The 14,420-nt window shown below is 44.7% G+C and carries 9 protein-coding genes; 3 read left to right on the plus strand and 6 right to left on the minus strand.

All coding sequences use genetic code 11. From position 1 onward, the window contains the following. Positions 1-188: 188 nt before the first annotated feature. Positions 189-4,082, minus strand: coding sequence for a LysM peptidoglycan-binding domain-containing protein (locus ACYQ2O_RS00710; protein ID WP_346025549.1), 3,894 nt, complete (start codon positions 4,080-4,082; stop codon positions 189-191). 210 nt (positions 4,083-4,292) lie between these two features. Between ACYQ2O_RS00710 and ACYQ2O_RS00715 the strand changes: the two genes are divergently transcribed. Further along, complete coding sequence (locus ACYQ2O_RS00715; RefSeq protein ID WP_346025550.1) at positions 4,293-4,856, plus strand: tRNA 5-(aminomethyl)-2-thiouridylate-methyltransferase MnmM; 564 nt, start codon at positions 4,293-4,295, stop codon at positions 4,854-4,856. Between the two features lie 60 nt (positions 4,857-4,916). Here ACYQ2O_RS00715 and ACYQ2O_RS00720 read toward each other — a convergent pair whose 3' ends face one another. The 5 genes from ACYQ2O_RS00720 to ACYQ2O_RS00740 all read right to left on the minus strand — a co-directional run bounded on the left by ACYQ2O_RS00720 (position 4,917) and on the right by ACYQ2O_RS00740 (position 12,407). Continuing rightward, complete coding sequence (locus ACYQ2O_RS00720; RefSeq protein ID WP_346025551.1) at positions 4,917-5,873, minus strand: ABC transporter permease; 957 nt, start codon at positions 5,871-5,873, stop codon at positions 4,917-4,919. Positions 5,874-5,875: 2 nt separating this feature from the next. Beyond that, positions 5,876-6,946: an ABC transporter permease gene (locus tag ACYQ2O_RS00725; RefSeq protein ID WP_428830634.1), complete on the minus strand. Its 1,071-nt coding sequence runs from the start codon at positions 6,944-6,946 to the stop codon at positions 5,876-5,878. After that, the gene (locus ACYQ2O_RS00730) at positions 6,933-8,516 is read right to left on the minus strand and encodes an ABC transporter ATP-binding protein (protein ID WP_346025553.1); all 1,584 of its coding nucleotides are present in this window, start codon (positions 8,514-8,516) and stop codon (positions 6,933-6,935) included. Before ACYQ2O_RS00730 ends, ACYQ2O_RS00725 begins: the two co-directional genes overlap by 14 nt. A 226-nt stretch (positions 8,517-8,742) precedes the next feature. Then, on the minus strand, positions 8,743-9,849 hold the full coding sequence (locus ACYQ2O_RS00735; RefSeq protein ID WP_346025582.1) for a BMP family lipoprotein: 1,107 nt from the start codon (positions 9,847-9,849) through the stop codon (positions 8,743-8,745). A gap of 197 nt (positions 9,850-10,046) precedes the next feature. Then, positions 10,047-12,407: an FtsK/SpoIIIE family DNA translocase gene (locus ACYQ2O_RS00740; RefSeq protein WP_346025554.1), complete on the minus strand. Its 2,361-nt coding sequence runs from the start codon at positions 12,405-12,407 to the stop codon at positions 10,047-10,049. 271 nt (positions 12,408-12,678) lie between these two features. On the opposite strand from ACYQ2O_RS00740, the gene ACYQ2O_RS00745 reads away from it, so the two are divergent. Continuing rightward, the gene (locus tag ACYQ2O_RS00745; protein WP_091266108.1) at positions 12,679-13,050 is read left to right on the plus strand and encodes an acylphosphatase; all 372 of its coding nucleotides are present in this window, start codon (positions 12,679-12,681) and stop codon (positions 13,048-13,050) included. An 87-nt stretch (positions 13,051-13,137) separates the two neighbouring features. Next, positions 13,138-14,124, plus strand: a complete 987-nt coding sequence (gene yidC / locus ACYQ2O_RS00750) for a membrane protein insertase YidC (protein ID WP_459795816.1) — start codon at positions 13,138-13,140, stop codon at positions 14,122-14,124. Positions 14,125-14,420 lie beyond the last annotated feature (296 nt).

A 14,420-nucleotide genomic window follows, 5' to 3' on the forward strand; every position in this document is an offset into this window, starting at 1 on the left:
CTCCTTTTTACAGTGATCACCTTCTTTAAAAGGATGATAAATGCTTCGGAAATGATTAAAGAAGATGTCGCTTTCATTATATAGTAAGCTCTATCATTTAGCAACAAAATATATAACATAATATTTAAAACAATATTTAAAAACCCCTTTTCACAGGGGCTTTTTCGGCCCGTGAAAAGGGGTACATGTTACTTGGCTGTCTTCAATTGCTGATTGACAAAGATAAGGTCTGTACTTAGATTGTTCATTTCTTTCAGTTCCCTTACAGTCAGTTTGTACTCTCTTGCAATATGAGACAATGTTTCTCCAGCAGAAACAGTATGGACTGACTGAGTGGGCTGAGGAGCCGTCTCGCTTGTCTGCTCACCGCGCACAACTAATGTCTGACCAACGAAAATAATGTCACTCGTCAGGTTGTTCCACTCTCTCAGCTGTCTGATCGTCACGTTCTGATCTCTCGCTATAGCTGAAAGGGTGTCACCTGCCTTAATCACATAGGAGCGGTCATTAGGTCTGGACTGATTATTTGCTGGCGCTGGTGTCGGAACAGTTGGCGTGCTGACAGAAGTTGATCCTCCAGTACGCAAGGTCTGGCCGACAAAGATGCGGTCCGCATTAATCAGATTGTTCAGCTCACGTAACTGAGTCACTGTGGTCTGGAACTCTCGAGCAATGTGTGAGAGTGTATCTCCAGCTTTTACCGTGTACGTGCCTCCCTGATTCTGATTTCCAGCAGGCGAGGTTGGCGCAGGTGCACTTGGTACAGTAGAGTCAGTTGAGCCTTTAATCGTCAGTTTCTGACCGACAGATAGGCGGTCTGCGTTTTCAATCGCATTCCATTCTCTTAACTGAGCAACGGTCGTCTTGAACTGACGGGCAATGCCACTTAAGGTATCTCCCGATTTTACCGTATAAATTGTGCTGACTGTCTTATCATTATCCTGAACAGGTGCAGCAGGTGTCTGAGTCACAGGTTGTGACTGCTGTGTGCCACTTACCTTGAGGACCTGACCAACTGACAGACGGTTAGTATCAGTCAGACTGTTAAGCTGGCTCAGTGCACTCACCGTAGTGCCGTGTGTGCGGGCAATCTGACTTAACGTATCTCCTGCCTTGACGACATAGTCACTTACAGCAGGTGACGGACTGGTCTGGTTCTCTGGACGAGTGTTCTGATCCTGAGCTGTCCCGTTGACAGTCAGACGCTGTCCGACAAAAATACGGTCACTGGTCAGCTTGTTGTCAGACATCAGGCGTGAGACAGTCGTCTGGTGATCTCTTGCGATTCTACTCAATGTATCACCGCTTACGACTGTATAAGTAGTCGCCGCAGTCGGTTTCTCAGGCTGCTGAGGTGCTGGCACAGTCGGTGTATCATCAGATGGAACCAGCAGCTGCTGACCTATTCTGATTAGATCACTGTTCAGCTTATTCAACGTTCTAAGCTGAGCGACAGTTGTCTTGTACGTTCTGGCTATTCCTGATAGTGTATCTCCAGATTTAACCGTATATGATGTAGTACCTTTTTCGGGAACCGCAGCATCCGGACTCGGTGCAGGTACAGTGCTTTCTCCCTGTCCAGATGTTCCTGGTACAAGCAGAACCTGACCGACATAAATGGTATCTGACAGGAGCTTGTTCGCAGATTTCAAAGTAGCGACAGTTGTATTATGTGTACGGGCCAGTTGAGACAGCGTGTCTCCTCTTTGGACCGTAACAGACTTGCTCTGAGTATCAGGCTGACTGACTGGCGGAGTCACTGGTACAGTTTCTGCTGCTTTACCCGGTATCGTCAAACGCTGATTGATGAAAATCAGATCTCCACTTAAATTGTTTGTTTCTCTGATCGCCTGAACTGTCGTACTGAATTCTCGGGCAATCTTGGTTAAGGTATCTCCCCTTACAACCGTATAGATTTCACTTCCAGTTTCCGGTCTGCTCGCATCAGGAGCTGGTGTTTCACCCTGGTTACCGGACTCTTCAAGCTTGGAGGTATCTGGTTTCGCTTCTTCTTTTGGCTGTTCTGGCGCAGGTTGCGCTGTTTCAAGTTTAGGCACGGTCAGTTTCTGATTCACGAAAATCAAGTCACTGCTCAGATTATTCGCTGTCTTCAAAGCCTGAACCGTCGTTTTAAAGTCACGTGCGATTTTGCTTAACGTATCTCCTCTAACGACAGTATAAGTCGTCGTTTCCTTAAATGGATTTGAAGGATTGGACGGAGCCGGATTGGATGGTACAGGCGTAGGTCTGTTGCCTCCAGAGACTGGTACATCAAATCGTGTCAGATCATAAAGCTGGATCAGATTGTTCAACTTATTCGCATAAGTCGGATCCGTTGCATACCTTCCCTGCAGCCATGCCGTTGCATCACGATAGCTGTTTGTTCTTTCGACCCATGTCCCGGAATAGAACTGTGGATTCCAGCTCGTCCCGTTTCTTAGCAGACGTGCATAGTCCTGCAGTGATTCTACATAACTCGGATACTTTTTGAAGTAATCGGTTATCGTGATCCATCCAGTATGTGAATAATATTCTCTCGTCTGCATGGCTACTGACTGACCATTGTAGCTTCCTTTAATTCCAAATAGATTGTGGTTCGGCGGTGCAGACAGGCTGCTTCGTCCAAAGCCTGATTCAAGACTGGCCTGGGCTATCATGACAGACGCATACAAGCCATTTTTAGATGCAATCTCCTGAGCAAATCCAGCAATCTGATTGATAAATGCTGCAGGCGTGTTTGTCTGATGCAGGTTCCCAGGATTAGATGAATTTGACGGCTGACTGCTCTTCGCCTGGGCAACCCCTGCTTCATTGATGGCTAGAACTTGTCCCACAGACAGACGGTTGATGTTAGTCAGATTATTCAGACTGGCGAGCTTAGCAGTTGTCGTATTATATGTCTGAGCAATACGGTTCAGCGTGTCGCCGGACTTGACGACATATACAATCGCTGTTTCTGGTGCAGGCGTGTTTGTCTGATGCAGGTTCCCAGGATTAGATGAATTTGACGGCTGACTGTTCTTCGCCTGGGCAACCCCTGCTTCATTGATGGCTAGAACTTGTCCCACAGACAGAAGGTTGATGTTAGTCAGATTATTCAGACTGGCGAGCTTAGCAGTTGTCGTATTATATGTCTGAGCAATACGGTTCAGCGTGTCGCCGGACTTGACGACATATACGATCGCTTCTTCAGGTGCAGGAGTGGCCTGCTTCGTTTCGGTTTTAGGTGCTGCTGCTTTTGGTTCCTCGACTTTAGGTGCAGGAGCTGTTTCTTTTAAATTAGTCTTCGGTGCTTCAGTTTTTGGTGTTTCGGTTTTAGAAGTCTCTGGTTCTAGTTTGTCAGTTACTGGAGTCTCTAATACCGGATTTTCTACTTCCGCCTCTTCTGCTACAGTTTCAGCCGGAGACTCGGAATCCTGGTCCTGAACGGTACTTTCAGATAAATCCTCAGCAGCAAGTTTTCCACCTGCTTCTTCAGTAGTTTCAGATAATTCATCCTGTTCAGTTGAATCATCTGCAGCTGCAGCAGTCAACAGAGCTGGCTCTTCTGCTGTGTCAGCCACCGAGTCATCGCTTTCTGTTAAGGATTCCGCAGCTAATGAAACTGCTTCACTTATGTCATTCTCATGTACTGTCTCTTCACTATCCTGAATGTCATTCAGCTGCTTTTCGATCAGTGCATTGAAGATCGAGTCCAGCTGCTCAGTAGTCAAATGTTCTGAGTCCAATTGTTCAAGAACACTTTCTCCTCCAGCCAGTTCAATCATTCTTGTCAGCTGGGCCTTTATGTAATCTGTTTCTTCGTCTGATACGGGTGTTGCTTCTGAAGAGTCATTATCTGACTCATCGTCCTGTTCTAAAGAAGCTTGGGAAGAATCTTCATTTGAAAGTTCTAAAGCTGTATACTGTTCATATAGATTTTGAAGAAAAGCCTGATCCTTATCGATTTCCTGTGCTTCAACTGATTGTGTTAAGGAACCTAGGGCTACAACGCCTGCTAATAGACTTGATGAAAATGCAACTGATTTTCTGATCCCCTTTATATTTTCAGGGGCAAGAGGCATTGAGATGTGTTTTGTCATTAAATTTCCTCCTCTTTTTTGGAAAAAGTTATCGTCCCTATATTATACATTTAGTCGGACAGAAGAGAAATAATATCTATGACGATTTTTACTTTGTTATACTATTGTAATATACTGTATAAGTTGCTTGTATCAACAATCAGAAAAGCATTTTTGTATAGAGTGATCCTTGATCATTCATTAGAATTTATACTTATGGAGGTTTGTTTCATGTTACAATCAGCATTAAAATTCACTCACACCTTACTCTACCAGTCTGTTGAAGAAGGAGACACTGTCATTGATGCCACAGTTGGTAACGGCAACGATACGCTTCTGCTGGCAAAAATTGTCGGCCCTGAAGGCACGGTAATCGGGTTTGATATACAGAGGGATGCCATTTCCGCTACCAAAAATAGATTGATTGAGGCTGACCTAAATCAGCGTGTTCAATTGATAGAAGCCGGCCATGAACTAGTCGATTCATTTTCAATAAAGGAGTCTTCGATTGCAGCAGCTGTCTACAATCTCGGTTATCTACCAAAAGGAGACAAATCGATCGTCACTTCACCTGATACAACGATCGAATCACTGAGTAAAGTGCTGCCGCTTTTAAAACCGGGTGGTCTTATCCTGATCATGATCTACTACGGCCATGAGGGCGGTGCTGAAGAGAAAGAAGCGGTCCTGTCCTTTGCTCAATCCCTTCCGCAGAAGTCCTATGACGTGCTGCAGTATGCTTTCATTAATCAGAAAAACTCGCCGCCCTTCCTACTGGCAATTGAAAAGAAATAATAAAAGCCCGGAATCCTCAGTATGTAACCTGAAGATTCCGGGCTTCTGTCGTTTAACCGGTTATTTAGATTTAATATATGTTTTACCGATTGCTGCTGGTGCTTCTGCGCGTCCGACAACACCAACAAGAACTAGGATTGTCAGAAGGAACGGAAGAACTTGCAGCCAGATATTAGGAATATCCTGAATAATTGGAATATGGTTTCCGATACGAGCCAGGCTTTGAGCAAAACCGAAGAATATAGCTGCTCCCATAGCTCCAAGTGGATTCCACTTACCGAAAATCATAGCTGCCATCGCGATAAATCCTTGACCGGCAACAGTTAAGATACCAAATTCATTATGAATCGCCTGTGCCTGAATTGCTCCACCCATTCCGCCTAAGAAACCAGAAATCAGTACGCCGGCATATTTCATAGTGTACACTTTGATCCCCAGTGTTTCAGCTGCGTGCGGGTGTTCACCTACAGAACGTAGACGAAGTCCGAAACGAGTCTTGAATAAGATGAACCATGCAATCACTGCAATGATGATTCCAAGATAGGCCGGTCCGGAAGTATTACGGAAAAAAATCGGCCCGATAACTGGAATACGGTGCAGCAGGAAGATGTTTGATCGACCGAATGCTCTTGGAAGCGGACCGGTCTGAGCTGCACCGAAAATGGCACGAGTCAGGAAGACCGCAAGTGCTGGAGCAGCCAGATTGATTACTGTACCTGAAACGATATGATCTGCTCTCAAGTTGATCGTCGCTACAGCATGAAGAATTGAGAATAGAAGACCAATGACCCCGCCGGCTAGAAGTCCGACCCAGGGAGTCATATTACCGAAAGTACCGAAAAATTGAATGTTAAAAATAGCTGACATGAAAGCACCCATAACCATGATGCCCTCAAGTCCGATGTTTACTACTCCACCACGCTCAGAGAAGGTCCCTCCAAGTGCTGTTAAAATCAAGGGAGCGGCAAACATTAAAGAACTGGATACAATAAGTTGCAGTAGCTGTATAATGTCCATGCCTATTCTCCTCCTTCTGTCGCTTGTTTATTTGACTGCAGTTTACCCATGATCAGACGGATCAGGTAGTTAGCCCCTACAAAGAATATAATCGCGGCAATAACGATACTTGCCATTTCATCCGGAACACCCGCACGGTTTGGCAGGAAACCAGCTCCGACATCCAGTACTCCGAAGAGAATGGATGAGAAGAAAATACCGACTGGATTACCCAGTCCCAGAAGTGCTACTGCTATTCCGTTGAAGCCGACGTGAGGAAGTCCACTTTGTGTAAAGATGTTTCCGAAAGTTCCCAGACCGTGAATAGCTCCACCTAGTCCAGCAAGTGCCCCACTGAGGACCATGGATAAAATAATGTTCTTAGCTGCGCTCATTCCGGCATAGCTTGATGCATGTGGATTCAGACCAACAGCTCTCACTTCAAATCCGGCAGTTGTCTGCGTCATGAATACCCAGTAAAGGGCAACGACTATGATAGCGATAAAGAATCCGACATTCAGACGAGATCCGGCTGTCAAGTTTGTCAGCCAGTCTATGCGCAGGCTTGCGTTTTCACCTACACGTTCAGTTGTATTTCCTGTAGAAAGAACATTTCTGATCAGATAGTTCGTTACGTGGAGGGCTGTGTAGTTAAGCATGATTGTCACGACAACTTCACTTGTTCCAAAATATGCACGTAAGGCTCCGGCGATACCTGCCCAGATAGCTCCGGCAACGATTCCTACTAAAAGACTTAAGGTCACCAGGACAATTCTAGGAAGATCCGGTAAGGTCAATGCCACCCAGATTGCACTTACCCAACCGACAAGCAGCTGTCCTGCAATCCCTATGTTGAAGAATCCGGCTTGAAACGCAATCGCAAACCCAAGCCCAGTAAAAGTCAGAATGGTAGCCTGTCTCAACGCCTCTCCGAAGAAATATGGACTTGTAAACACGCCCTCAAGCATAGCCTGATAAGCAGTTAGTGGATTATATCCGAATAAAAGCATCAATAATGCCCCAAAAATAATTCCCAGAATGATGGACAGGATCGGAACCATTAAGTTATTCAAGCGATTATTATTTTGTGTCAGCAACGGTCTCCTTCTCCTTTCCATTTGACTCAGCCACTTGTTCATGTGCCTTCTCTAGTGAGACACCTGCCATCAAGAGACCCAGTTCTTTTTCATTAGTTTCATCTGCATTGACAACGGCGATGACATTTCCATCATACATAACAGCGATACGGTCAGAAACATTCATGACCTCGTCCAGTTCATAGCTCATGAGCAGAACCCCTTTACCGTTATCACGCTGTTCGATCAGACGTTTGTGAATATACTCGATCGCTCCTACGTCAAGTCCACGAGTCGGCTGTGCTGCAATTAGCAGCTCAGGATCACGGTAAATTTCACGTGCGATGATAGCTTTCTGCTGGTTACCTCCTGAAAGAGAAGCAGCTGAATGCTCTTCACTTGGCGTACGCACGTCAAATTCTTCGATCAGACGCTTGGCATGTTCTTTGATTTCTTTATGATTAAGGAATCCATGCTTGCTGAATGGTTTCTGATAATAGGTCTGAAGGGCCATATTCTCTTCCAGCTTCATTGGAAGAACCAGTCCATAACGTTGTCTGTCTTCCGGAATGTGTCCCAGTCCAGTCTCAGTGATCTTGCGTGGTTTCTTGTTTGTGATATCCTTGCCGTCCAGTTTGATTGTTCCGGAGTCGACCTTAGTCAGTCCAGTAATCGCCTGCATAAGCTCGGACTGTCCATTTCCGTCAACTCCTGCTATCCCAAGCACTTCACCTGCCCTAACTTCAAGATCGATGGCTTTAACTGCATCATACCCACGAGCTTCCTTGACTGTCAGATTATTGATTTCCAGAACTGGCCCTTTAGGTGCTGCCGGTTTCTTGTCTACTTTGAACGATACTGAACGTCCGACCATCATATCAGCCAGTTCCTGCTGTGAGGTCGAGGCTACGTCTACAGTATCGATACTCTTTCCGCGTCTGATGACGGTACAGCGATCGGCTACCTGCTTGATCTCCTCTAGTTTGTGAGTAATCAGAATGATCGACTTGCCTTCTTTTACAAGAGAATCCATGATTTCCATGAGTTCCTCGATCTCCTGAGGTGTCAGTACTCCAGTCGGTTCATCGAAAATAAGGATATCAGCACCACGATACAAAGTTTTCAGAATCTCAGCACGCTGCTGCATACCTACTGAAATGTCAGATATGCGTGCTCTAGGATCCACACGAAGTCCGTAGCGATCAGAAAGTTCCTGTACTTCCTTTTCTGCAGAATCCTGATCCATAAATCCAAACCTGTGTTTTTCTTTACCCAGCATAATATTTTCAGTAACCGTAAACTTATCTACAAGCATAAAGTGCTGATGCACCATTCCAATACCCAGCTGATTCGCTATATCCGGTGAGGAGATGTTAACTTTATTACCCTTCACCCAAATTTCACCTTCTGTCGGTTCCAGTAACCCAGACAATATATTCATCAATGTAGATTTTCCGGCACCATTTTCTCCGAGCAGAGCGTGGATTTCCCCCTTATTCAGGTCCAGATGAATATTGTCATTCGCTCTGAAATTTCCAAACTCTTTTGTAATGCCTTTCATTTCAATGACCTTATTAGTCTGTGACATAACCGATCCCTCCTTCGCTTCCATTTAATTAATATTAACAGTTATTTATTATACCTTACTTTTACACCCTCGTAAATTGAACACAGATAAACAATTAGTAATAATTTTCTTAACTAAATAACGAACTGTCGGACTCGGTAATGAAGATAAAAAGCGCCAGCCTGTTGACTAGCGCTTTACCTATTCACTTGTGCCTATTCAAGTTCGTTTAAAAATCGTTTATCTGTTATTCAGAATCAGAGAATTCAGTTACTTCGATTTCTCCATCAAGGATAGCCTGACGTGCCTCTTCAACAGCAGCCCATGCATCATCTGACATGTTTCCGCGTGTCACGTCAACTCCTCCTTCTTCTATACCGTAAGCAATATTTTCTCCACCTGGGAATCCTTCTTCAATTGTCTGGTTGGCAGACATTTCAATTGCAGAACCTACACCTTTAAGTGTTGATGTCAGAGTGAAGTTTCCACCATCCCAGTTTCCTTCTTCTTCCTGGTCACGGTCTACACCGATTACCCAGATTTCAGAATCAGGATCTGATTCAAGACGGTTACGTGCTTCTGTGAATACACCGTTACCAACTGCTCCTGCAGCGTGGTAGATAACATCTGCTCCATTTGCATACATACCAGCAGCGATCTGTTGTCCTACACCAGCGTCTGAGAATGATTCAGCGTACTGCACATCTACTTCGATGCTATCATCTACGTAAGCAACACCTTCAGTAAATCCTGTTTCGAAACGGTCGATAACTGGAGACGCAATTCCCCCGATGAATCCGACGCGTCCTGTTTCAGTTGTCTGAGCAGCTGCAACTCCTGCAAGGAATGCCGCTTCATGGTCACGGAAAGTTAGAGACACAACGTTGTCACGATCAGAAATGTCATCGACAATTCCGAAGTACTGGTCAGGGTTCTGATCAGCTACATCGTTGACAGCGTCAAGAAGCATAAATCCGATTCCGTAAATAATGTCGTAACCATCAGCATTAGCCTGATTCAAGTTAGGAACAAAATCAGAGGAGTCATTTGACTGGTAGTAAGCAATGTGATCATCGCTTAATCCAAGATTGTCAGCCCATTGTTTCATACCTTCCCAAGCGGACTGGTTGAATGAACGGTCGTCAACTCCACCTTCATCAGTAATCATAGCGATTCGGAAGTCGATATCTTCTGTATCTTCTCCGTTATCCGCAGTTTCTTCACTAGTATCTTCAGTAGTATCCTCAGTATCATCCTGAATCGTGTCAGTTGTGTCTCCAGCATCCTGACCCTGGCAGGCAGCCAGTACGAAAGCAGATGTACCTAAAGCCAGCAATGTTCTCAATTTAAGCATTGTCACAATTGTTTCCCCCTAAAATTTTTTTACACCTTAGAAAAGAGCACCTGCTTCTCATTTGAATTTAATAGGCACGTCAAATGATTCCGCTAACACTCTCTCCTTTCAAGGTTATAGTAACACTCCCGTAGCAAAAAGGAAAGTTAGAATTTGATGTCTAATATAATTAAAAAACTTTCATATTGAGGTTTCATTTAACTTATCTGGTCAACAGGTTCTGAAGGTGTTTCGGCAGGTTCACCTGATACCAGTACTTCTCTGGGTTTCGATCCTTCGGAAGGCCCGACGATTCCATTCATTTCCATTTCATCCACCATACGTGCAGCTCTGTTATATCCAATTCTAAACCTTCGCTGAAGCAGTGATATGCTTGCAGTTTGCATTTCTATTACAAGCGACACAGCTTCGTCATATAAATCGTCTTCAGAGTCAGCCGTATTTTTTTGAGGCTCATCCTTTGGAATCATCTCTTCTACATAATTCGCTTCCTGCTGGTCCTTGACGAAGCTTACAACAGCTTCGACTTCCTCATCGGATATGAAGGCTCCCTGTACCCTGTTCGCCTTATTGGCGCCCATCGGCTGGAAGAGCATGTCTCCACGTCCCAGAAGTTTCTCAGCCCCGTTGCTGTCAAGAATCGTCCGGGAATCCGTGCCACTTGATACGGCGAACGCGATCCGTGACGGCACATTGGCTTTGATTATTCCGGTTATAACGTCCACACTCGGACGCTGAGTCGCCAGGATCATATGGATCCCTGCAGCTCGTGCCATCTGGGCCAATCTGATAATTGAATCCTCAACTTCATTGGAAGCCACCATCATCAAGTCTGCCAGCTCATCTACGATCACAACGATAAAAGGCAGCGGCAGCAGTCCTTCGTTATTCTCTTCGTTCTTACGTTTGACAAAAGCATTGTAGCCTTCCATGTTTCTTGACCCACTTGCGGCAAATAATTCGTATCGTCTTTCCATTTCCTGAACGACTTTCTGAAGGGCAACTGCAGCCTTCTTAGGATTCGTCACGACCGGTGTCAGAAGATGCGGAATGCCATTATAGACATTCAATTCAACCATTTTCGGGTCGATCATCATCAGTTTAAGTTCATTTGGTTTAGCTTTAAGCAGGAGACTCGTAATTACTCCGTTGATTGCAACCGACTTACCTGATCCCGTTGCTCCAGCTACCAGAAGGTGTGGCATTTTAGCCAGATCGGCCATAGCAACGTTTCCTGCTATATCCCTACCTAATGGGACTTCAAGGAGTTTATCCTTATTCTTGACCTGTCCTTCTATAATGTCTCTGAACGATACGGTACTGACTTCAGAGTTCGGAACTTCAATACCAATCACCGCTTTTCCTGGAATCGGCGCTTCCATTCGTATGTCCTTAGCAGCAAGTGCCAGCGCAAGATCGTCTGACAACCCGACAATTTTGCTTACTTTCACACCCGTTGCAGGTTGTATCTCATATTTCGTTACTGCCGGACCAAGGTTGGCTTTAGTAACTTTAGCTTTCACCCCGAAACTTTCAAAGGTCTCTTCCAGCTTCTTGACGTTTTTCTGAATGATCGTGTATTCGTCAGACTGATCGATTGCTTCGATCTGATTCAGTAAGGTAACCGGAGGAAGTTTGTAGGCTTCATTTTCCTCTTCTCCAATTTCAAACTCCACCGGGCCATCGTCCTGTCCATCTTCCGGTTCTGAAGGAGGATGAGAATCTGTGTTTTTTCTTTGGAGTTTCTCCTGTATCTCCTGATAGCCTTCAATTTCAAGGGTAGTCTGTTCATGTTCTGATGCAGCTGACTCGTTGATTGGAGTAGTTTCCTCAACATTATCTGTCAAATCAGGCTGATCCTTAATTTCTTCTTTCTTCTGTCTGGATTTCCTAGGTTTTCTGGCAGTTTTCGGTTTCTTCCTGCGTTTTTTTCGGCTATCACTTACATGAGAAACGGCTGATCCTACACTGTTATTCAACCCGTTGAACAATACTCTCAAGCCTTTTCTGATTCGTTCAAAAAGATTTCTGTATGAGAACTGGAAGAAAGTCATGATCCCCACAAATACAAGAGCAACGATCATGATATAAGTACCCGCCATTGCAAATAAGAAATGGCTGGCTCCAAAGAAGACTGCGCCGATCATTCCGCCTCCGACTGACCTACCTATACTGTTGCTGGTGACCTGAGGCCAGATCGCCTGCCAGGTAGCTGTTACACTGTTCGTGGAATCAGTGATGACAGGCAGAACCCATCTCGAGTGATTAAAAACAAGCCAGGCTACGTAGAGCAGTGCCGCTCCTCTTGTCCGTGGACCTTTGAAACTTGGCCATTCGCCTTTCAGCAGCAGATACAGTCCGGTCGCCAGTAATATTATGGCCATAAAAGCATAGGTTTCTCCTACAAATAATCTGAATACATTAGTGATAAATCGTCCGACAAATCCAAAAGATCCAAGCGCCAGCAGGCTGGTGAAAAATAGAATAAATCCAGTAAGTTCAGGTGCCACCTTGTGGGTCTTTTTCTTTGGTCTGCCTCGTTTTTTCGTTCGTGCCATTCCCGTTCTCCTTTCTTTCATATCTGTGTCATTATAGCATGAATCATCCAGCTAAGGTAGGAGTCTCAGGGGATAACTCTTTATGATCATTATACTTGACACGTTTAGGATTCATGACTGCATTGCTGACGGCTAATCATTGGTTTTTTTCTGTCTTAACAAGTAAACTATAGTTAGGATAACTAATCCAACTTGAATCGCACATTTTCTGTTAGCTGAGTCATTACATTAACTGATCTGTAATTCATGACTATTATAAGGAGGAAGCACTATGGGGTCACTATTTAAAGAATTTTTCAATAAAGGAAAAGGGAATAAGTCCGGCGGAGAAATAATCTATACAAACGATCCTCTGGAAGGAACAGACACACAGAAATTGAGAGCAGAGATTTCCGGTCGTGTACAAGGAGTCGGCTTCCGTTTCACCACCAAGCAGGCTGCAGATGAACTTGGCATTACTGGTATCGTTCGTAATGAATCTGACGGGACCGTTTATGTAGAGGCGCAGGGCAGCGCAGAACAGCTGTCCCGATTTGTTGAAGCTCTGCGGAAAGGACCAAGTCCTTCGGCAAATGTGGATAAAGTTGTAGTCACCTATGACGAAAATGTTGAAGAAAAAACTAATTTTTCCCAAGCTAATTGAATTCTTGCTTCCTTTATTGTATAGTGTTCAATAGCGTGTCAGACATCAAGACCACGTGACTAACTTACTTTAAAGGATTGAACTGATTTGAAAAACAGAACAAAAAGATGGCTGTTATCCGGTGGGATGCTGTCGATCGTCTTATTCCTTTCGGGATGTATGAGAGTCGATCAGGCTGGAAACCCGACTGGTGGCTTTTCTCAATTTTTATATGATTATCTGGTGCTGCCGACTCAGTCGTTCATCGAAATTCTTGCAGATTTATTCGGTGGAAACTACGGCTTGTCAATTATTGCAATAACCATTATCGTTCGTATCATTATACTTCCACTCTCAATTAAGCAGCAACGTACGTCTATGGAACAGCAGACAAAAATGGCCGTTGTCAAACCTGTAACAGATGAGATTCAAGCTGAAATGAAAGAAACAGATGATGCTCAGAAAAAACAGGAACTGCAACAGGAACTGATGGAAGTTTATCGTGAGAACAATGTCAATATGCTCGGCGGCTTGTCCGGGTGTCTTCCACTTCTGATTCAGATGCCTGTATTTACAGCAATGTTCCAGGCTATCCGCATGTCAGAATCGATCCAGAACGCGACTTGGTTAGGTATTGAACTTGGACAGCGCAGTATCATTCTTGCTTTACTGACCGGAGCTGTCTACTATGTACAAACTCGAATCATGCAGGCTGGTATGCCTGAAGAGCAGCGCAAACAATCCAACTCAATGATGCTGATGAACCCGATCATGATCCTGATGTTTTCTATTACCGGACCAGCTGGTTTAACACTATACTGGTTTGCTGGTGGATTTGTGGCGATCGGACAGTCCTTGTTGACCAATCTTTACTACAAGCCAAAACTGGAAAAGGAAATGAAAGAAAAGCACGGCGACAAACAGGTCGTTGAACGTAAAAAGCCTTCCCGCAGAAAAATTCAGGCTGAAGAAGTCACGACAAAACAAGGGAAGCAAGTTTCACCTGCACCGTCTGCTAAGGACAAACGACGTAATCAGAGTCCTTTTGAATCGAAAGGCCGTCGTAACTCAGGCAAGCAGCAGAGAAACAATTAATGTTTTTAAAATGATGTAGAAGAGAGCCTCGGCTCTCTTCTTTTCTTTTGTCATAGAGATGAAAAGCCCGGCGTGTGCCGGGCTTCCTTTTATTATTCAAGGAATTCTATTCCATTAGAGCAGTATCGAGGTCTTTCGTCCAACTCGATGCCGCCATCGCAACTCAGTTGGCTACTCCCGACATTTTTCGTCCAACTCGTGGCCGCCATCGCAACTCAGTTGGATGCTCCCAACTTCTTTCGTCCAACTCGAGGCCGCCATCACAACTCAGTTGGCTGCTCCCAACTTCTTTCGTC

The organism is Alkalibacterium sp. m-11, from assembly GCF_054658155.1.